A 20,975-nucleotide genomic window follows, 5' to 3' on the forward strand; every position below is an offset into this window, starting at 1 on the left:
ATATAAAATACTCAAACTATGCTAACTTAACATTACAACTGGCAATCTATATAAAGTATATATTAACCCTAATATCATTAGTAACTCCTCAATTACTTTTCCAATCTTAGAATCTGTTTTGTATGTTATAGGAAATTTTATCTTTTTATTTTTAAAAGGATAAAATAAAGGAACTCCTCTATTGGTAGCCATGTCACACAATAAATGCATTCCGTAACCAATCATAAAATAGTATATTAAATAATATTCATGACACAAGTTTCCTATGTAACCAGCCATAAAAGAAAAAGTTATCATTCCTGATAGACTATGGGTAAAACCATTCCTATGGGAAGACATTGCTATAATTATAAAAACTAAACCAATGGCTTTAAAAATAGGATCTGTAGAATACAAATAATTGTACCATAAAAATATAATACCTATACACCCATATAGTGTTATTTTTGTTGCTTTATTTTTAAAGGGCAATATATATTTATTAATTATACTTTTAGGATGATCTATATCAGGCAATAATGATGCTATGACAACAGTTATTATTGCTAAATAATTAACTTTTTCAGGAATTTTATTACTTAAAGTTATAAAAGTAACTATTCCTACTCCTACATGAGTTTTACCTTTCATAAAACTTCTCCTTAAAATTATATTTTTACAATGATAATTAAATATCTACAATATTGTATATATTATAACATTAAAATAATTAATTTTTATATTATTAATTTTAAATTTAGAGAAGCATTAAATAAAAAAATAAGAAGCTCGTAAGCTTCTTATTTTCTATTATGTTAATAGTTATTCATTTAAAGCTGTTCTGATAACTTCTGAAGCTATTCTAGCTGCAGCTATACCCCCTTGACCACCTTCTTCTACAATTACTGCAACAGCAACTTTAGGATTATCATAAGGAGCAAATCCTATAAACCAAGAATGTGGTGGAGCATAACCTCCTTCCCTGTGGTCTGCTGTACCAGTTTTTCCACAAACTTCTACGCCTTCCACAGAAGCTCCTCTACCTGTACCACTTCTCACTACTTCTCTCATAAATTCCTTTATTATCCTTGACTCATCATTGGTCATTATTTTTCCTATTTGCTCTGGCTCTAAATCCTGAACTCTTTCACCTTTATAACTTAAAATTTCTTTAACCAATTTAGGTTTCATCATTACACCATCATTGGCTATAGTACTAGTTATTAAAGCCATTTCCATAGGTGTTGATAAAACAGTAGCCTGACCTATAGCACTTTGTGCTATATTACCTTTTTCATAAGACTTTAAAGTAGGAAATTTACTGTTTTCTATAACAATATCATCTGAAGGTATGTTTTTGTTAAAGAAAAATTTTTCTGCTGTATCTTTCAATCGACTATTTCCTAATTCTAAACCTAAACTTCCAAATACCACATTACTAGAATGTACAAATGATTGCCTAAAGTTTATACTTCCAAAGGATTCACCATTAAAATTACTTAGTGATTGAGTAGAATTAAACACTAATGTGCCATTATCTTGAAAAGTTCTATTCATTATTCCATCAATATTTTGTAATGCACTTACTGCTGTTAAAACTTTAAAAGTAGATCCTGGAGGATATAGTCCTGCAGTAGCTCTATTTATTAAAGGCCTATCATTATCTTTATTTATAGAAGACCAAATATCATCTAATTTATTAGGATTATAAGAAGGCTTAGATACTAAAGCCAATATTTCACCTGTTTTAGGCTCTATTACCACTACTGCTCCTTTATTATCTCCTAAAAGTTCAAAAGCTTTTTGTTGAACTTTATAATTTAGAGTGCTTTTTATGCTGTTACCTATTTTAGGTTCTTCCTTACCTTTAGATTTAATAAAATCTAATAAACTGTCTTTTATATTAGTAGTCATTAATTCATTATCATACTTTTTCTCAAGACCAGTTATACCATATTTTATATTTACATATCCTAATACATGTGCAAACATTTCTCCATCAACATATTCTCTTTTTTGAAATTCCTTATTTAATCTTTCACTTTTTGTAAGAGGCTTCATTTTTCTATCATAGATAGTTCCCCTAAGCACTTCATTTCTCTTTACCCATAATCTTCTATTATATTGACTTGAAACTATTTTAGGACCTACAAAAAACTCAAAATATGTTATATATAATATTAACCCTAAAAAACATACCAAAAACACTATAAGTACTCTCTTTATATTATTTGAAATGTCATTCATTTTATCTACCCTCTTCTGATATCTTTTGAATTATACCTAAAGAAAAAAACGTAGTTAGCATAGAACTTCCTCCATAACTCACTAAAGGCAATGTTATTCCTGTAAGAGGGATCATATTTATAACTCCCCCTATTATTACCAATACTTGTGAAGCCATCATAGCACTATATCCTACAGTTACTAATCTAGAAAACCTATCTTGCACATAAACTGCTGCTCTCATACATCTATAGAATAATAAAAAATACAATAAAATTATAGCAAACCCTGCTAAAATGCCTAATTCTTCACATATAGAAGAAAATATGAAATCTGTAGTATTTATAGGTACATACTCCGGATGTCCTAATCCTAAACCAGAACCTGTTAATCCACCAGATGCAATTGAAAACAAGGATTGTACAATTTGATAACTTTTATCATTTGCATAAGGCCATGGATTCTTCCATATAAGAAATCTCACTTTAACGTGATCAAATAATGTATAGCTTATATATCCTCCTAAAATAAATAATCCAAAACACGCTGCTACATACTTAAATTTAGAAGTAGCTATATAAAGCATAGTTATTGATATTCCAAAAAATATTAAAGCAGATCCTAAGTCTTTTTGTAATACCATAAATCCTAAACATATCATAACAATAATAGCTGGTTCTATTAAATCTATAAAGTTTTCATAATCTTTTAAAGCTGAGGCTAAATAAGCTACCAAAAACAATTTTCCAAATTCCGAGGGTTGAAAAGCAGCTCCGCCTATTGAAATCCAGTTTTTTGCTCCATTAATTTCTTTACCTAATATAGTACCTAAAGACATCAATATTAGTGTACAAATCAAATAAAAATATTTATAATTATTAAACTTCTTTAAATTAGGTAAAAACACTACCAATAATATAAAACCCGTTACCCCTATAGCAAACCATATTATTTGCTTTATTGCTGTAGTTGAGTTTATTCTATATATCATAACTATTCCTATAACTGATAAAATACTAGAAAATATGAAAATATATTTGTCTCCATGAGAAAAAAACTTTCTTATTATATAATAAGAATATCCTATTAGTATGCAGGTAGCTAAAGCCATAATCATAGCCCCTTTATCAAAAGGATTTTTTAATATAGCTAAATTTAAAAAACACACAATACATAATAAATAAGTATATTTTAATAATTTTTTCTCATCTTTACTAGCATCCATTTTTCTCACCATCCCTTAAAAAGGTAATTACCCTATAACTCTAAATTTAGTACTGCCTATTTGAATTTCATCTCCAGATTTTAATGTAACTTTTCCAGATATTTTGCTTCCATTTATTAAAGTGCCATTAGTACTTCCTAAATCTTCTATAATATGATTAGCATTTTTTACATAAACTTTTGCATGATATGCTGATACATATAGGTCATCTAAAATTAACATATTTTCAGATTTTCTACCTATAGTTATTTCTCCTCTTATAGGAATAACTCCACCTTTTTTTAAACTCTGATTATTTCCTGGTGCTAGTATTTCAAGACCATAAGTTTTTCTTCTTACTTTTTTCTTTCCTCCATTTTTAATATCTTTATACATTATTCTTAATGCAAAAAATATTATAATATAAATAATTGCTATTATTATTATCTTAAAAATTAAACTAAGTTTAGCTAAACTCATATACTCACCTTCTTAATCAACTTTTAAAATGCCCAAAGTTACATATTATATATAAAAGACTAGCACCCATCAACATGCTAGCCTCATACTAAATAGATTATAACATTTTTTTTAAATATTGTCCTGTATAAGAATATGGATTTTCTATAATTTCTTCAGGAGTTCCTATACAAATAATTTCTCCCCCTTTTTCTCCTCCTTCTGGGCCTAAATCAATTAAGTAATCTGCACATTTTATAACATCCAAATTATGCTCTATAACTATTACTGTGTTTCCGCTATCTACTAATCTATTTAATATGCTTATTAGTCTACTTACATCATGCACATGTAATCCTGTAGTAGGCTCATCTAATATATACATTGTTTTACCTGTACTTCTTTTAGATAATTCATAAGCTAATTTTATTCTTTGTGCTTCCCCTCCTGATAACTGAGTAGAAGACTGACCTAGTCTTATATATCCTAATCCAACATCATATAATGTTTGAAGTTTATTTTTTATTTTAGGTATATTTTTAAAGAAATGTAAAGCTTCATCTACTGTCATATTTAAAATATCATCTATATTTTTCCCTTTATATTTTATTTCTAAAGTTTCTCTATTATATCTTTTACCTTTACAAACCTCACAGGGTACATATACATCTGATAAAAATTGCATTTCTATTTTTATTATACCATCACCTTTACAAGCCTCACATCTACCACCTTTTACATTAAAGCTAAATCTTCCCGGCTTATAGCCTCTCATTTTAGATTCATAAGTATTAGAGAACACTTCTCTTATAGCATCAAAAACTCCAGTATAAGTGGCCGGATTAGACCTAGGCGTTCTTCCTATAGGACTTTGATCTATATTAATTATCTTATCTATATTTTTTATACCCTCTATGGAATCGTGCTTTCCAGGATTAAATTTTGAATTATTTAGTTTTTTATTTATTCCTTTAAATAATATTTCATTTACTAAAGTACTTTTTCCTGAACCAGAAACTCCAGTAACACAAGTAAATACTCCCATAGGAAATTTTATAGTTATATTTTTTAAATTATTTTCTCTTGCACCCTTTATTCTTATAAACAATTCTCCTAATTTTCTTCTAACTTTAGGAACTTCTATCTTTTTTTTATTACTTAAATATTGTCCTGTTATAGATTCTTCACAATTCATTATATCATTAATATTACCTTTAGCTACAATTTTTCCTCCATTTTCTCCTGCACCTGGTCCAACATCTACAATGTAATCTGCTTCTCTTATTGTATCTTCATCATGTTCTACTACGATTAAAGTATTTCCTATATCCCTTAATTTTTTTAATGTGTTAATTAATCTATCATTATCTCTTTGATGTAATCCTATGCTTGGCTCATCTAATATATACAATACTCCTACTAATCCCGCTCCTATTTGAGTAGCTAATCTTATCCTTTGAGCTTCTCCTCCTGATAAAGTACTTGCATTTCTTGATAAAGTTAAATAATCCAATCCTACATTCATTAAAAATTTTAATCTGCTTAAAACTTCTTTAATTATTTGATTACTTATAATTTTTTCCTTATTAGATAATTTAATAGATTCTAAAAACAAAATCTCATCTTTAATAGACATATTACAAAATTCATATATATTTTTATTTCCTACAGTAATAGCTAAGACTTCCTGTCTTAATCTAGCTCCTTTACATTTAGGACAATGATTATCACTCATATATATTTCTATTTCTTTTTTTATATAATCTGAATTAGTTTCAAAATATCTTCTATGAAGAGTATTTATTATTCCTTCATAAGCATGATAAAATTCTCTAATATTATTTTCTTTCTTATACTTTACTTTTATTTTTTCCCCATTTAATCCATATAACAATATTTTTATAATTTCAGGTTTTAAATCATTTATTGGAGTATCCAATTTAAATTTGTATTTTTCTGATAAAGCTTTAACTATACTATAAGTCCAAGATTCTTTATTTAGTATAGAATTTTTCCAAGGTAAAATACCTCCTTGTAAAATACTCTTACTTTTATCTGGTATAACTAATTTTTCATCAATTTCCAATAAAGTTCCTAACCCATCACAATAATCACATTTTCCATAAGGCGAGTTAAATGAAAACATTCTAGGAGTAATTTCTTCTATACTTATGCCACAATCTGGGCACGCAAATTTTTCACTAAATAATATATCTTCACCATTTATTACATTTATAATAACTAAGCCTTCCGAAGCTTTAAGAGCTATTTCTAAAGAGTCAGATAATCTACTTTGTATATCATCTTTTATAATTATCCTATCTATTACTATTTCAATAGTATGCTTTTTATTTTTTTCTAACTTTATTTCTTCTTCCTCTAAATCAATTATATTTCCATCAATTCTAGCTCTAACAAAACCTTCTTTTCTTATATTTTCTAATAATTTTATATGTTCTCCTTTTCTTCCTCTAACAACTGGTGCTAATATTTGTATTTTAGTTTTTTCTGGTAAATTTAATATACTATCTACCATTTGATCTACTGTTTGTTGTTCTATTACTTTGCCACATTTAGGACAATGAGGTACTCCTATTTTAGCATACAATAATCTCAAATAGTCATATATTTCTGTTACAGTACCTACAGTAGATCTAGGATTTCTACTTGTAGTCTTTTGATCTATAGATATAGCTGGTGATAATCCCTCTATATAATCTACATCCGGTTTATCCATTTGACCTAAAAATTGTCTAGCATATGCAGAAAGTGATTCCACATATCTTCTTTGACCTTCTGCATATAATGTATCAAAAGCTAAAGAGGATTTTCCAGAGCCAGATAACCCAGTAAAAACTATAAATTTATCCCTTGGTAATTTTAATTCTACATTTTTTAGATTATGAACCTTAGCTCCTTTTATTATTATTTTATCCTTCATTTGTTTCACTCCTCAATTTAAATAGGATATTATTTTTTTAAATCTTTTTTTAATTTAAATATTATATCCCTAAACTGTGCGGCTTTTTCAAATTCCAAATTTTTAGATGCTTTCTTCATTTCATTTTCGTATTTTTTAATTAGTTCTTCTGTACTTTTTTCCTCTGCTTTCATAGCTTCTTCTAAGGTACTATAAATTTCTACTTCTTCATTAATAGCTTCTGTAATCTCAATAACTTCTCTTATTTCTTTTTTTATAGTTTCAGGTATTATACTATGTTTTTTATTATAATTTGCTTGTATTTCTCTTCTTCTATTAGTTTCATATATAGCTTTTTTCATAGAATCAGTAATTTTATCAGCATACATAATAACATTACTTTCAGCATTTCTAGCTGCTCTTCCTATAGTTTGAATAAGAGACCTTTCTGACCTTAAAAATCCTTCTTTATCTGCATCTAATATAGCTACTAGTGCTACTTCTGGAATATCTAATCCTTCCCTTAAAAGGTTTATACCTACAAGCACATCAAATTTTCCTTGTCTTAAATCTCTTATTATTTTCATTCTTTCTATTGTATCTATATCTGAATGAAGATAAGTTGTTTTTATTCCCATACTTTTAAAATAATCTGTTAAGTCTTCTGCCATTTTTTTAGTTAAAGTTGTTACTAAAGTTCTAAAACCTCTACTTATTGTTTTTCTTATATTGCTATATAAATCATCTATTTGATTTTCTATAGGATTTACTTTTATTGGAGGATCTAAAAGCCCTGTAGGTCTTATAATTTGCTCTGCTATATTAGTAGAGTGCTTTTTTTCATAATCTCCAGGAGTGGCACTTACAAAAACAACTTGTTTTAATTTCTTTTCAAATTCTTCAAATTTTAAAGGTCTATTATCAAAAGCACAAGGCAATCTAAATCCGTATTCAACTAAACTTTTCTTTCTAGACCTATCACCTGCATACATAGCTTTTACTTGAGGCAATGTTACGTGACTTTCATCTATAAATAATAAAAAGTCTTCTGGAAAATAATCTAAAAGTGTTTTTGGAGGGGTGCCTTTAGCTCTTTTGTCTAATATTCTAGAATAGTTTTCTATTCCTGTACAATATCCTACTTCTCTCATCATTTCTATATCGAAATTAGTTCTTTGCTTAAGTCTTTCTGCTTCTAGTATTTTACCTTGTTCCTTAAGCTCCTTTAACCTTTCCACTAATTCTACCTCTATTACACCTATAGCTTCTTCTATTCTTTCCTTAGAAGTTGCAAAGTGAGATGCTGGAAATATAGAAACATGCTTTCTTTTTCCTATTACATTACCTGTTATAACATCGAATTCTTTTATTTTATCTATTTCGTTTCCAAAAAACTCTACTCTTATACCTATATTAGATGATGAAGAAGGAAATATATCCAAAATATCTCCCCTTACTCTAAAAGTATTTCTAATAAAGTTTATATTATTTCTTTCATATTGTATATCCACAAGTTTTTTAATTACTTCATCTCTATCTTTTTCCATACCTTCTCTTAAAGATATAGTTAAATTTTTATACTCTTCTGGATTACCTAATCCATATATACAAGATACAGAAGATACTATTATAACATCCTTTCTCTCAAATAATGCTGCTGTAGCAGAATGTCTTAATTTATCTATCTCATCATTTATAGATGCATCTTTTTCTATATATGTATCTGTTTGAGGTACATACGCTTCTGGTTGATAATAATCATAGTATGAAACAAAATATTCTACAGAGTTATTTGGAAAAAATTCTCTAAACTCCGAACATAATTGTGCTGCTAAAGTTTTATTATGAGCTAATATTAATGTGGGTTTATTTATTTTTTCTATAATATTAGCCATTGTAAAAGTTTTTCCCGAGCCCGTAACACCTAGCAAAGTTTGAAACTTTTCATTTTTCACTAAACCTCTTGTTATACTTTTAATTGCCTTAGGTTGATCTCCTGTAGGACTAAATTTAGAAACAATTTTAAATTTATCCATATTATCATCTCCAGTATGCAATTTTTAAAAACAAAAGCAGCATAGAGCTGCTTAGTTATTTTTGTGATCTTTTTGTTTAATTCTTTTTATAAACTCCATTATTTTTTTATCAGCTATATGAACAGTCAAGTCATCTTTAGCCAGAGCCTTAGGCACAAATATTATACCCATATTTTTTGTAGAATTCATACTATTATAATTTAACTCTACTATATTTCCATTATCCCTTTTTACTTTAAACCATATAAAGTTAACACCTGCTCTTATAATATTAAATATATCTTCTTCATTTTCTATTTTATTATTATTAATTTCTATAAGCAAATCTCCACTTTTTACTCCCATTTCCATAGCAGGAGAATCTGGTGCCACATCTAAAACCATTATACCATCACTATCACTTACATATTTAGGTTTATCTGTAACTTCTCTATTTATTTCAAATCTCATCATATATTCATGCATTAAAGGTGCAACTAACAACACTAATATTTTTAAATATATGTTCAAGTTTGCAAGTTGTGCTAATAAAAATATTATAATACTATAAGCTATTAAAAATACACCTGTTGATAAATTTTTTTCTTCCTTAGTTTTAGTAAAAGTAATCCCCTTATATCCTACAACTCCATAAAAAGGTATAAGAGTTAAAATAGCATTTTGTAACATATTATTAGGTATGGAAGTTTTCAATATAGGCCACCACTGAGGCATAGGTACTTCAGAAGTAAATTGCAATATACTTTTATCACTTAATATAATAAACAAAGTTATAGGAAGTACCCAATACCTTTCCATAGCAAATCCACCTATTATTTTATCTCCTCTTTTTGAAAATACAGGTATTGCTCCTCTTTTCCCATCTAGTATAACTAATATTCCCTCTATAAAGTGTAATACTGCTACTAAAGTCATTAAAGCTGGTATATCTATATTCAATGCATTAAAATTAGGTATTTTTAATACTTGTGCTAATTGAATTAAAAATAAACTTATCAAGCCTACAATAGATGCAGAATAAGAAAAACACATAAATCTAGGTCTCCATAGCATAAAAATAATAGAAGCTAAAAATACTAAATCAATTCCCGAATTTTCGCTAAATGTTATTCCTAAATAAGAAAGTAATATACTTCCTAAAGTTCCTGCAAATATGCCTATAACTATTTCAGACATAGTTAATTCTAGTGAAAGATTTTTTTTATACCCCATTATCATTCCCTGAATTGCAGCTATTCTCTTATTTTTTTTGTATAAAATAATAAATATAATAGAAAGTATTAATAAAAAATAAGGATGAGTCAAAGCAAAAGCTATAGACTTTAATGTATACTTAAATATATTCATCAATATAAATCCTCCCCAAAATAAATCAGTTCCTTATATAAAGGTATTACTTTATTTTATCTTTTGCAAGTTGTAAAGCTTTATTAAATTGAGGATCTTCTTTTCTATCGTAAGTTTTAATTAATAGTTCTTTAGGATAATCTATTTGTACATCAGGTTCAATTCCCTTTTTATGAATGTTTTTGCCACTTGGAGTATAATATTTAGATACGGTTACTTTAAGTGCTGTTCCATCTCCTGTATCTAGTATAGTTTGAACTACTCCTTTTCCAAAAGTCTTTTTACCTACTAAAGTTGCTGCATTATAATCTTTCAAAGCTCCAGCAAATATTTCAGATGCACTGGCAGTACCTTCATTAGTTAATACAATTAATGGTATTCCTATAGCATTTCCACCTTTTGATTTATATTTCTTTTCATTTTTATACTTATCAATAGTAGATACTACTAATTTACCTTTTGGTACAAAATTAGATACCATATCTACACATTCATCTAATAAACCTCCCGGATTTCCTCTTAAATCTACAATTAAAGATTTTATTCCTTTAGATTGCAATTCATTTAATTTATTTTTAAAATTTTTAGAAGTATTTTCATCAAACATATATATCTGTATATATCCTATGTTTCCTTCAATTATTTCTGATTTAACAGTAACTAAATCAATTTTTTGTCTTTTAATATTAACAGTATAATTTCCTTTATCTTTTCTGTAGAGGGTAATCTTAACTTTTGTTCCTTCTTCTCCTTTCATTAAAGTAACTGCTTTTTCTAATTCCTTTCCCGATACATCTTTATCATTCACCTTTTGAATTTCATCTTCTGGTAAAATCCCTGCTTTCTTAGAAGGTGAGTTTTCAAATACATCTACTACAATTATTTTATTATCTTTAGCTTGAACTTGTAATCCTACTCCGCTGTAATTGCCCTCTGTTTGAGAAGAAAATTCTTCAAATTCTTTTTTATTCATAAACACAGTATAAGGATCATTTAATGCAGAAGTCATTCCTTTAACTGCACCTTCTAATAAAGAATTTTCATTGATTTTTCCATCATAATATTTATATAAAGTATTTCTTACTTGAAATAGTTTTTGAAACTTCATAATATTATTATACTCTTGTCTATTTATAACAACCTTTCCATTAGGCATATATAAAGAAAATGTAGTAGTTATAAAAAAAGTAGCAAGATTAGTTAATAATACTATTATTATGGTCCACTTAATAAACTTTTTTCTATCACTCATTAAATTCACCTCTTAATTTTAAATTAGCCTACTATATATTATTAATTAAAGTCTGCAATAATTATAACATTAAAAATTAAATTTGTGATTTAAATAAAATAATTAACACAACAATTACGTAAACTGTTGTGTTAATTACTATAAGCGTATATAATTATTTCCTATCTCACATAATAGGATAAAGAATCTACAGTTTCTCCTGTTGATTTTCTTATTTCAAAATGCAAATGTGGTCCTGTAGACATACCTGTATTTCCTGAATAACTTATCACATCACCTTTTTTTACATTTTGTCCTTCCCTTACACAAAGTGAAGAATTATGAGCATACAGACTAATAAAGTCTCCATGGTTTATCATAACCACATTTCCATATCCACTCATATTACCAGAATAAGTTACTACACCATCAGCTACGGCATATATAAGAGTTCCGCTTGGAACACCTATATCAATTCCTGAATGAAATTTTTTAGTATGTAAAACTGGATGCTCTCTCCATCCATAATTACATGTAATAGGAAAAGCATTTCCTGTTACACAACATAAACTTCCTTTAACTACTGCAGAACTTTTTGAATACTTAGAATCATTTTTTATCATATTTACTATATTATTAGAATTATTTTCTTGCTCTTTTAGCATTACCTCATAAGTGTTTTTATCTTTTTCCAAAGCTAACATAATTTTTTCTTTTTCATTAGATTTATTTTTTAAATCCTTAAACTTATTATTATACTTTTCTTTTAATTTAATACTTTTTTGTTTATTAATTTCTAACTTTTCCTTTTTATTTTCTATACTTTTTTTATTTTTACATATATCATCCATTAAATTTTTATCATAATGTATTATTTTTTTTACTAATTCTATTTTATCTATGGCATCAGAAAAGTTCTTTGAATTTAATATTATATCTAAATAAGCTGTATCTCCACAAGTATACATAGCTCTTACTCTTTTTTTAAACATATCATCTTCTAATTTTAATTTGTTTTCATGATACTTTATTTCTTTAGAAGTACATTCTATATTTTTATTTAACTTATTTATTTCTTCATTTAATTTGTTTATACTACTAGATGTTTCTGTTATTTCTTTATCCAATTGCATAATTTCACTTTTAAGGTTTTGTTGAGTATTTTTTATATTTTCTAGCTTTTCCCTTGCATTATTAGCACTAACTTTTAAATTAAAACTTAACATTAAAATTATAGTTAATACTATACTCAATTGTCTTTTCAATTTTAGTCACTCCTATATTAAACTTGTAAAAATCTCCTTATAGATAATATACTACCTAAAGTTCCAATTATTATTCCTAAAATTATAAATATCCACAAAATTCCGCTTAATATATATATAGGATTCATCAATTGCATTATTATTAATCCTGAAGACATTCTTGCATAAACAAAGTTATAACTATAATAAAGAATTATGGTAGATATTAGACCACCTAAAAGTCCTATTATTATTCCTTCTAATATAAAAGGCCATCTAATAAACCAATCTGTAGCCCCTATATACTTCATTATTTTTATTTCTCTTCTTCTAGAGTATACAGTAAGTTTTATAGTATTTCCTATTAAAAATAATGATACTCCTGCTAATACTGAAAACATTACTACGCCTATCCATTTTATAGTTTTTGTAATAGACATTATCTTATTTACAATTTCTCTTCCATATCTTATAGTATCTATACCTTTCATATCTTTTACATTACTTACTACATTATTAACCTTATCTGGTGTTTTTACTTTTACAATATATGAACTAGGCATAGGATTTTTTTTATCATATCCCTGAACTAAAGTTTTATTTTGTTCTCCTAGTTGTTTTTTAAATTTTTCTAAGGCCTTTTCTTTACTTTCATATATTACTTCTACCACTCCATCAGTATCTTTTATTTTATTCTCTAGTTGTTTTTTCTCATTTATAGTTATATCATCTTTTAAAAACACCTTAACTTCAACTTTAGATTCAACTTCAGTTATGCCTTGTTTTACATTTAACACAGTAAGCATAAAAACTCCTAGTATAAAAAGAGTAGCTGCTACTGTGGCTATTGAAGCAGTACTTAATGTTCTATTCCTTTTTAAATTTTTAAATGCATCAATTATAAAGTGCTTAAAAGTACTAATCCTCATATCCGTATACCCCTCTCTGTTCATCTCTTACTATAGTTCCTTTTTCTATAGCAAGCACTCTTTTCCTCATGTTATCTACTATATCTCTTGCATGAGTAGCCATTAAAATAGTAGTTCCAGCATGATTTATATCATTTAATATTTCCATTATTCCCATAGAAGTTTCCGGATCTAAATTTCCTGTAGGCTCATCGGCTATAAGTAATGATGGATTATTTACTATTGCTCTAGCAAGTGAAACTCTTTGCTGTTCTCCACCTGATAATTCATTAGGAAATGCCTTATATTTATCAGATAAACCAACTAATGAAAGCACCATAGGTACTTTTTTTCTTATTTCTCTTTGAGGACTTCCTACTACTCTCATAGCAAAAGCTACATTTTCATATACATTTAATGTAGGTATAAGTCTAAAATCTTGAAACACAACTCCTATTTTTCTTCTATAATATGGAATATCTTTTCTTTTTATTTTAGTTAAATCCATTTCATTTACTAATATTATTCCATTAGTAGGTTCTATTTCTTTTAATAATAGCTTAATAAACGTAGACTTTCCAGCTCCACTAGGTCCTACTAAAAAAACAAATTCTCCATTGTTTATTGTTACATTTATATCTGATAGTGCAAATATATTGTCATTATATACTTTATTTACATTTCTAAATTCTATCATTAGAACATCTCCTTGTTATAGTATCTTTATCCATATTTTTTGCATGCTTATGATTATTATAGCATAAGAAATTGTCAAATGATAAGTTATTTTTATTAATTTATTATTAAAATATCAATAAAAAAACATACATAAATACCATAAAATCCAAGTGTATTTATGTATGTTTACTTTTTACTTAAATATTATTAAACTTTCTAAGCAATAGGATAATATTGTAATGATTAAGGAAATTATTAAAATAACCCAAAATAAATTTAGTTTTCTAAAATATTTTCTCCATTCTTCATTATAGTTTAAAGGTCTTAATAGTTCTGTTTTTGTAAAAGCTAATGCACAAATTATCATACCTAAAATAGATAAATATTGTACTATACGACATCCCCATAATAATATATCTCTAAAATTAAAATTAGCTAACAAAATTCCTATTACTATCCCAATTCCAAAAAATATAGCAAATATGTATATAGATACCTTAAAACAAAATACTATATCTTTTAAATATTCTTTCATATTTATTTTATAGATATACCTTTTTTAACTGCTTTTACTATATCTTTAGCTGTTAATCCATAAGCATCTAATAATTCAGATGGTTTTCCACTTTGACCAAATACATCTTTTATTCCAACTCTAATTACTGGAATAGGATACATTTCGCTAGTAACTTCACATACAGCAGACCCTAATCCACCTATTATACTATGTTCTTCTGCTGTTATTATTACTCCTGTTTCTTTAGCTGCATTTACTATTGCTTCTTTATCTATAGGTTTTATTGTTGCCATATTTATAACTTTAACTTTTATTCCTTCTTCTGCAAGTATATTATATGCTTCTATAGCAGCATCTACCATTATACCTGTAGCTATTATAGTAGCTTCTTTTCCATCTCTTATATTTACTGCTTTTCCTATTTGAAATTTATAATCATCATTATCATTTATAACAGGTACTCCAGATCTTCCAAGTCTTATGTAACATGGTCCTTCATAATCTACTATAGCCTTAATTACTTCTTCTGTTTCTACAGCATCACTTGGGCATATAACAGTCATATTAGGTATACTTCTCATTAATGATATATCTTCAATAGATTGATGAGATGCTCCATCTTCACCTACTGTTACTCCTGCATGAGTAGCACATATTTTTACATTAAGGTTTGGATAACAAATAGAATTTCTTATTTGCTCAAATGTTCTACCAGTAGCAAACATTGCAAAAGTACTAACAAAAGGTATTTTACCACAAGTAGATAATCCAGCAGCAACTCCCATCATATTAGCTTCTGCTATACCCATGTCAAAAAATCTTTCAGGGCAAACCTTTTTAAATTCAATGGTTTTTGTAGATTTAGCTAAGTCAGCATCAAGTACTACTATATTTTTATTATCCTTACCTATTTTAGCTATTGTCTTTCCATAAGCTTCCCTTGTAGCTATTTTATTACTCATTATATTCACCTCTTATTTCCTTTAATGCTTCTTCACACTGTTCTTTACTAGGTGCACTACCATGCCAACTCACTTGGTTTTCCATAAATGATACACCTTTTCCTTTTACTGTTTTAGCAACTATAGCTGTTGGTTTATCCATAGATTTCTTAGCTTGATCCACTGCATTTATTATTTCCTCATAATTATGTCCATCAATCTTTATTACATTCCATCCAAAAGCTTTAAACTTTTCATCTATAGGATCTGAGCTCATAACCTCTCTACATGGTCCATCAATTTGAAGTCCATTATTGTCAATAAAAGCTATTAAATTATTTAATTTATAATGTGCTGCTGCCATAGAAGCTTCCCAAACTTGACCTTCTTCTAATTCTCCATCTCCAAGTAGTGCATATACTTTATAATCTTTATTATCTATTTTACCAGCTAAAGCCATACCTACAGCTGTTGATATACCTTGACCTAAAGAACCTGTTGACATATCTACTCCTGGAACGTCATTCATGTTAGGATGTCCTTGAAGCATAGAACCATATTTTCTTAAATTTGTCAATTCACTAGCATCAAAAAATCCTTTTCTAGCTAATATACTATATAATAAAGGTGCTGCATGTCCTTTTGAAAGCACAAATCTATCTCTATTTAAATCTTTAGGTTTATCTGGATTTATATTCATTTTTTTAAAATATAATGTTGTCAAAATATCTACACCAGATAGTGATCCTCCTGGATGTCCTGAATTTGCCTCTGCAATCATCTTTACTATGTCTTCTCTAATTTGCTTAGCTACTTTTTTTAGTTCATCAGTAGTTCTTTTCATAGCATACCCTCCTAAGTTATTTACAACAAATTTTCTCTTTTATTTTACCACAAAACAATACTTTTATATACATACAAAAGTAAGGACGATATCGTCCTTACTTAATTTGCTTATACATTTACACTTATTCTTAATGCTTCATCTACTTTAACCATGTCTTCTTCTGTCATGTGTCCTATTTTTTCTTTTAATCTTCTTTTATCTAAAGTTCTTATTTGTTCCAACAAAACTACTGAATCTTTATTTAATCCATATTCTTCCGATGATATTTCTACATGTGTTGGAAGTTTTGCTTTATTTATTTGTGAGGTAATAGCCGCCACAATAACTGTAGGACTATATTTATTCCCAATATCATTTTGAATAATTATAACGGGTCTAATTCCTCCTTGTTCTGAACCCACTACTGGGCTTAAATCAGCATAAAATATATCTCCTCTTTTCACTATGGTTATCATTATTAAAATCACTCTCCGAAAGCTTTGCTTCATATTCTAAAAATTCTTTTATATCCCTTGCAAAGCCCATATCTGAAATCTCTAAATTTATTTTAGCCATTTCACTATAACCACTTTTCATTTGTTCTAATCTTTTAAGCCTTTTTTTCTCCTCTATATATAATACTATTGCTTCTTTAATAAATTCACTTCTTTTTTTACAATCTTCTTTAAGTGCTTCATTAAACTCATTGTATAGTGCTTCAGAGAGGTCTATAATTAATTTTCTTGAATTTGACATATATAATTAACCTCCTACTTTATCTAAACTCATTAGTTTGTACTTTAATTATATTTCTATACGTAGTTATATGTCAAAGAAATTATTTGTTTACTTTTCATTTATTTTAACAATTTACTTAAATTTATAACTCTATCCTCTATATGTATATAAATTTTCATCCAACTCTATATTAGGAGTAAAATTTTCATAAGTTATTTTTATTTTTTCATTATTATTTAAATCGTATATAATTAAATACTTAGGAGCTTTATCCTTACATTTTATATACATATATGCTTTATTTATATTTTTATTTTTCCCAGGTATCATTAATTTTATAACCTGATATTTATTATTATTTATAGTTTTAAAATAAGACTTAGTATTTCCACTAGAAAATACTGAATTAATATATTCTCCTATAAAACTATATTTAAATACTTCATCGAAATCTCTATCTGTAGTATATTGAACTTGATTTTTTAAATCTTTAATTAATATATTTTCTCCTTTATATATTATCACTCTTTCTTCTTTTATATCAAATCTAGCTCCTAAATTTTTAGTATAGTATTGCTTACATTTATATTTATTTATCTGTTTATGGTTTTTTATTTCAACATAAACATTGCATTTATAACTTTTTAATTCTCTTAAGTAATTTAAAACTTCCTCTTGTTCATTAGAATGTTTAAAGCAAGAAATAAAAATAGATGAAAAAAATATTATAACTATGAAAAAAATTTTAAATATTTTTTTCATAATACAACCCCTTTAAAATTATTTACAATATTAATTTATTAAAATATACTCTATAATATTCATCTAAAAATTATTTTCAATATTTTTTATTACAAAAGGAATATAATTTATTATGTGATTGGCATTAACACAAAACATTTTTTTAGACAAAATATCTCCACAATATCCATGTATGTATGCTCCTAAATATGCACTTTTTAAAGCACTATATCCCTGTGCTATAAAGGATGCTATAATTCCAGTTAAACAATCTCCCATGCCACCAGAAGCCATAGCACTATTACCTGTAGTATTAACAAATACAGATTTTCCATCAGTAATTATAGTATTATATCCTTTTAATAATACTATAATATCATGTTCTTTAGCAAAATCTTTTGCTACTTTAATTTTGTTATTTTTTATATATTCAATATCTAAATTACATATTCTAGCCATTTCTCCTAAGTGAGGAGTAATTACTATATGATTTTTTTTATTTTCTAATATAGAAATTCCTTTTGAAAGCACATTTATTCCATCTGCATCTATAACTAAAGGGCAATTAGAGTTTGTTATTACGCATTTTAATATATTAAATGTGTTTTCATTATTTCCCATTCCAGGTCCTATAGCAATTGAATTACTTTTTTTAATAATTTCAATAAATCTATCTTTATCTTCATAAGAAGCTGTCATAGCTTCTTCAAGTTTTTCACTTAATATATTTTGTATACTTTTTTTACAGCATAATGTTACTAAGCCTGCCCCGCTGCGAACTGCAGATTGAGTACTTATATATGCAGCACCTGTAAATCCATCACTTCCTGCAACAATGGAAACTTTTCCAAAATCCCCTTTATGAGAATATTTATTTCTAACTTTTATATTGTTTTTTATAAAATATTTATCCATTAAAAATTCATTTTCATAAAATGCATCTATTATAAATTCAGGTATTCCTATATTTTCAACTATTATTTCTCCAAAAAAATCCTTTGAATTAAAATTTAAAAATCCTTTTTTATACAATTGAAAGGATATAGTTTTATCTGCCTTTACAGAATTACCTAATATTTCTCCTGTATCACTATTAATTCCTGAAGGTACATCCACAGAAACCACAAATTTACTGTATTCATTAATTGTAGATATTATAACATCATATATGCCCTCTACATTTCTTGATAGCCCTGTTCCAAATATAGCATCAATAATTACTTCTGTTTTTAAAATTTCTTCCTTTAATGTTTTTATATCTTCATTACTATTTATGTTTTTAATATCCATATCCATGTTTTGCAATATTTTATAGTTTACTTTACTATCACCTTTTAATTTACTTATATCTCCTATTACAAATACTTTTATGCTTTTTCCCAATACACTTAAATGTCTAGCAATTGCAAATCCATCTCCACCATTGTTACCTTTACCACATATTATAGTAAAACTATTATATTTACTTAACTCTAAATTTTTTATAACTTTTAATGCTGCATTTTCCATTAACACACAGCCTGGTATACCTAAATTATTTATACAAAAGCTATCTATATTTTTCATAGAACTAGATGATATTATTTTCAATTTTATCAACCTCCCATATGACATAAGCTATAGCATAATCTCTTTCATGAGATATAGATAAATGTATTTTATAATAACCATACTTTTCTGCCAATTTTTTAGCTTGTCCTTCTAATATTATATAAGGCATACCAGAGCTATTATTTTTAATAATTATATCTTTAAATGAAAAACCAACAAATCCTGTTCCTAAAGCTTTAGCTACTGCTTCTTTAGCTGCAAATCTTGCTGCAATGAATTCATATTTATTTTTTGTATATGGTTTAGTATTTTCTATATTATTTAATATCTTTAAAACAAAATTATGATTTTTTTCCATAGCTTTTCTTATTCTATTTATATCTACTATATCTACACCTATACCTGCTATCATACAACACCTCCTAATATTATAATAATCTAATTTATGCATTTCATAAATATATAAGCAAAAAAAGAGGATTTAACCTCTTTAATTTGCAGCAATATTCTTTAATACATTATCAAAATCAATAATATATTCATCTATATATTCACCTAAAACATCAACTAAGTGAATTGGCGATACACTATTATCTCGTAATAATTTTAATAGCTTATGTACCTTATACCTTTCAGGACTTATATTTTTTATATAATTTCTTTCTATACGCACTATATCCCCATTTATTATATCTTGTCTTTCTACTTCAATACCGTAAGATTGAACTTTTATTTCTTCATCTTTTAAAAAAAGTGAAACTTTAGATTTTATTATTCTGTAAAAATAAAAATATTTTATATTTTCTAATTCCTCACTTTTAACTAAGTTTTCAACAATAACCATTATATACAGCTCTTTGTCTATAGAGCCTTTCCCCTCCCCATTTATTTATTTGTAATAATATAATACCACCTATATTTAAAAAATAATGTCAGTTCATGATAATATGTTTATTATTTTTATCCTTTTAATATGACATCTTTGTTCTTTAAATATTGAATAGATTTAAATTCAATAAATTATTTAAATAATTACTGTCAAAATAAGAATTATTTTAGTATGTATATTTTAAAAATATTTTTAAATACACAATTTTTATATTTTTAATTTTTTTCATAATTAAAATTAATATATTAACACTTTATTACATTTATACTGTCTTATAAATTAAATATATAGCCTTAAATTTTTTATTTACATAAATTACTTTTTAAATTCAATATAGTTGACAAAATCTGCAGAGTTATTTATACTTATGGTGGTTTAATAAATATCATTAATATAATTTATATTTAAATAATAATTAATAAGGAGGGTATTATTATGCCAAAGAAAAAACTAGGTCTTATACCTAAATTAATTATTGCTATCATTCTAGGTATTATTATTGGTAAATTTGCTCCAGAATTTGTTGTAAGAATATTGGCA

Annotated in this window: 20 protein-coding genes; all 20 read right to left on the reverse strand. The window is 26.5% G+C overall.

All coding sequences use genetic code 11. The features are described 5' to 3' along the window. Window positions 1-21: 21 nt before the first annotated feature. Window positions 22-630: a metal-dependent hydrolase gene (locus CLOACE_RS01590; RefSeq protein WP_070109293.1), complete on the reverse strand. Its 609-nt coding sequence runs from the start codon at window positions 628-630 to the stop codon at window positions 22-24. A gap of 171 nt (window positions 631-801) precedes the next feature. Continuing rightward, window positions 802-2,226 carry a peptidoglycan D,D-transpeptidase FtsI family protein gene (locus CLOACE_RS01595; protein ID WP_070109294.1) on the reverse strand — a complete coding sequence of 475 codons (1,425 nt, stop codon included), beginning with the start codon at window positions 2,224-2,226 and terminating at the stop codon, window positions 802-804. 1 nt (window position 2,227) lies between these two features. After that, window positions 2,228-3,430: an FtsW/RodA/SpoVE family cell cycle protein gene (locus CLOACE_RS01600; RefSeq protein WP_070109295.1), complete on the reverse strand. Its 1,203-nt coding sequence runs from the start codon at window positions 3,428-3,430 to the stop codon at window positions 2,228-2,230. Between the two features lie 27 nt (window positions 3,431-3,457). Beyond that, window positions 3,458-3,889: an FHA domain-containing protein gene (locus CLOACE_RS01605; RefSeq protein WP_070109296.1), complete on the reverse strand. Its 432-nt coding sequence runs from the start codon at window positions 3,887-3,889 to the stop codon at window positions 3,458-3,460. A gap of 97 nt (window positions 3,890-3,986) precedes the next feature. Continuing rightward, window positions 3,987-6,809 (reverse strand): excinuclease ABC subunit UvrA, encoded by a 2,823-nt coding sequence (uvrA, locus tag CLOACE_RS01610; protein ID WP_070109297.1) that lies wholly within the window; start codon window positions 6,807-6,809, stop codon window positions 3,987-3,989. Window positions 6,810-6,838: 29 nt separating this feature from the next. After that, entirely contained in the window at window positions 6,839-8,824 is a 1,986-nt protein-coding gene (gene uvrB / locus CLOACE_RS01615; protein ID WP_070109298.1) for an excinuclease ABC subunit UvrB, read from the reverse strand. 51 nt (window positions 8,825-8,875) lie between these two features. Then, window positions 8,876-10,171, reverse strand: coding sequence for a PDZ domain-containing protein (locus CLOACE_RS01620; protein WP_070109299.1), 1,296 nt, complete (start codon window positions 10,169-10,171; stop codon window positions 8,876-8,878). 46 nt (window positions 10,172-10,217) lie between these two features. Next, the gene (locus tag CLOACE_RS01625) at window positions 10,218-11,423 is read right to left on the reverse strand and encodes a S41 family peptidase (RefSeq protein ID WP_070109300.1); all 1,206 of its coding nucleotides are present in this window, start codon (window positions 11,421-11,423) and stop codon (window positions 10,218-10,220) included. 161 nt (window positions 11,424-11,584) lie between these two features. Continuing rightward, window positions 11,585-12,667 (reverse strand): murein hydrolase activator EnvC family protein, encoded by a 1,083-nt coding sequence (locus CLOACE_RS01630; protein WP_070109301.1) that lies wholly within the window; start codon window positions 12,665-12,667, stop codon window positions 11,585-11,587. A 17-nt stretch (window positions 12,668-12,684) separates the two neighbouring features. Further along, complete coding sequence (ftsX, locus tag CLOACE_RS01635; RefSeq protein ID WP_070109302.1) at window positions 12,685-13,575, reverse strand: permease-like cell division protein FtsX; 891 nt, start codon at window positions 13,573-13,575, stop codon at window positions 12,685-12,687. Then, a complete protein-coding gene (ftsE, locus tag CLOACE_RS01640) occupies window positions 13,565-14,251 on the reverse strand; it encodes a cell division ATP-binding protein FtsE (protein ID WP_070109303.1) in 687 nt (228 codons plus the stop codon). Before ftsE ends, ftsX begins: the two co-directional genes overlap by 11 nt. 174 nt (window positions 14,252-14,425) lie before the next feature. Continuing rightward, on the reverse strand, window positions 14,426-14,767 hold the full coding sequence (locus CLOACE_RS11895) for a hypothetical protein (RefSeq protein ID WP_242866369.1): 342 nt from the start codon (window positions 14,765-14,767) through the stop codon (window positions 14,426-14,428). Window positions 14,768-14,769: 2 nt separating this feature from the next. Further along, window positions 14,770-15,711, reverse strand: coding sequence for a transketolase family protein (locus tag CLOACE_RS01650; protein WP_070109304.1), 942 nt, complete (start codon window positions 15,709-15,711; stop codon window positions 14,770-14,772). Further along, window positions 15,704-16,534, reverse strand: coding sequence for a transketolase (locus CLOACE_RS01655; RefSeq protein ID WP_070109305.1), 831 nt, complete (start codon window positions 16,532-16,534; stop codon window positions 15,704-15,706). Before CLOACE_RS01655 ends, CLOACE_RS01650 begins: the two co-directional genes overlap by 8 nt. A gap of 110 nt (window positions 16,535-16,644) precedes the next feature. Continuing rightward, entirely contained in the window at window positions 16,645-16,992 is a 348-nt protein-coding gene (locus CLOACE_RS01660) for a type II toxin-antitoxin system PemK/MazF family toxin (protein WP_070109306.1), read from the reverse strand. Continuing rightward, window positions 16,952-17,272 carry a CopG family transcriptional regulator gene (locus tag CLOACE_RS01665; protein ID WP_070109307.1) on the reverse strand — a complete coding sequence of 107 codons (321 nt, stop codon included), beginning with the start codon at window positions 17,270-17,272 and terminating at the stop codon, window positions 16,952-16,954. Before CLOACE_RS01665 ends, CLOACE_RS01660 begins: the two co-directional genes overlap by 41 nt. 132 nt (window positions 17,273-17,404) lie before the next feature. Next, the gene (locus CLOACE_RS01670; RefSeq protein ID WP_070109308.1) at window positions 17,405-18,016 is read right to left on the reverse strand and encodes a germination lipoprotein GerS-related protein; all 612 of its coding nucleotides are present in this window, start codon (window positions 18,014-18,016) and stop codon (window positions 17,405-17,407) included. Between the two features lie 63 nt (window positions 18,017-18,079). Beyond that, entirely contained in the window at window positions 18,080-19,585 is a 1,506-nt protein-coding gene (locus CLOACE_RS01675; protein ID WP_070109309.1) for a bifunctional ADP-dependent NAD(P)H-hydrate dehydratase/NAD(P)H-hydrate epimerase, read from the reverse strand. Further along, a complete protein-coding gene (locus tag CLOACE_RS01680) occupies window positions 19,566-19,958 on the reverse strand; it encodes a holo-ACP synthase (RefSeq protein WP_070109310.1) in 393 nt (130 codons plus the stop codon). The genes CLOACE_RS01675 and CLOACE_RS01680 overlap by 20 nt, the downstream gene beginning before the upstream one ends. Before the next feature lie 78 nt (window positions 19,959-20,036). Continuing rightward, a complete protein-coding gene (locus tag CLOACE_RS01685; RefSeq protein ID WP_070109311.1) occupies window positions 20,037-20,390 on the reverse strand; it encodes a DUF6514 family protein in 354 nt (117 codons plus the stop codon). Window positions 20,391-20,975: the final 585 nt, after the last annotated feature.

This window comes from Clostridium acetireducens DSM 10703, assembly GCF_001758365.1.
Classification (GTDB): Bacteria; Bacillota; Clostridia; order Clostridiales; family Clostridiaceae; genus Clostridium_C; species Clostridium_C acetireducens.

Excerpts from the sequence above, each read along its gene's own strand:
- CLOACE_RS01590 (WP_070109293.1), bottom strand. The coding sequence starts at position 630 with ATGAAAGGTAAAACTCATGTAGGAGTAGGAATAGTTACTTTTATAACT.
- CLOACE_RS01595 (WP_070109294.1), bottom strand. The coding sequence starts at position 2,226 with ATGAATGACATTTCAAATAATATAAAGAGAGTACTTATAGTGTTTTTG.
- CLOACE_RS01600 (WP_070109295.1), bottom strand. The coding sequence starts at position 3,430 with ATGGATGCTAGTAAAGATGAGAAAAAATTATTAAAATATACTTATTTA.
- CLOACE_RS01605 (WP_070109296.1), bottom strand. The coding sequence starts at position 3,889 with ATGAGTTTAGCTAAACTTAGTTTAATTTTTAAGATAATAATAATAGCA.
- uvrA (WP_070109297.1), bottom strand. The coding sequence starts at position 6,809 with ATGAAGGATAAAATAATAATAAAAGGAGCTAAGGTTCATAATCTAAAA.
- uvrB (WP_070109298.1), bottom strand. The coding sequence starts at position 8,824 with ATGGATAAATTTAAAATTGTTTCTAAATTTAGTCCTACAGGAGATCAA.
- CLOACE_RS01620 (WP_070109299.1), bottom strand. The coding sequence starts at position 10,171 with ATGAATATATTTAAGTATACATTAAAGTCTATAGCTTTTGCTTTGACT.
- CLOACE_RS01625 (WP_070109300.1), bottom strand. The coding sequence starts at position 11,423 with ATGAGTGATAGAAAAAAGTTTATTAAGTGGACCATAATAATAGTATTA.
- ftsX (WP_070109302.1), bottom strand. The coding sequence starts at position 13,575 with ATGAGGATTAGTACTTTTAAGCACTTTATAATTGATGCATTTAAAAAT.
- ftsE (WP_070109303.1), bottom strand. The coding sequence starts at position 14,251 with ATGATAGAATTTAGAAATGTAAATAAAGTATATAATGACAATATATTT.
- CLOACE_RS11895 (WP_242866369.1), bottom strand. The coding sequence starts at position 14,767 with ATGAAAGAATATTTAAAAGATATAGTATTTTGTTTTAAGGTATCTATA.
- CLOACE_RS01650 (WP_070109304.1), bottom strand. The coding sequence starts at position 15,711 with ATGAGTAATAAAATAGCTACAAGGGAAGCTTATGGAAAGACAATAGCT.
- CLOACE_RS01655 (WP_070109305.1), bottom strand. The coding sequence starts at position 16,534 with ATGAAAAGAACTACTGATGAACTAAAAAAAGTAGCTAAGCAAATTAGA.
- CLOACE_RS01660 (WP_070109306.1), bottom strand. The coding sequence starts at position 16,992 with ATGATAACCATAGTGAAAAGAGGAGATATATTTTATGCTGATTTAAGC.
- CLOACE_RS01665 (WP_070109307.1), bottom strand. The coding sequence starts at position 17,272 with ATGTCAAATTCAAGAAAATTAATTATAGACCTCTCTGAAGCACTATAC.
- CLOACE_RS01670 (WP_070109308.1), bottom strand. The coding sequence starts at position 18,016 with ATGAAAAAAATATTTAAAATTTTTTTCATAGTTATAATATTTTTTTCA.
- CLOACE_RS01680 (WP_070109310.1), bottom strand. The coding sequence starts at position 19,958 with ATGATAGCAGGTATAGGTGTAGATATAGTAGATATAAATAGAATAAGA.
- CLOACE_RS01685 (WP_070109311.1), bottom strand. The coding sequence starts at position 20,390 with ATGGTTATTGTTGAAAACTTAGTTAAAAGTGAGGAATTAGAAAATATA.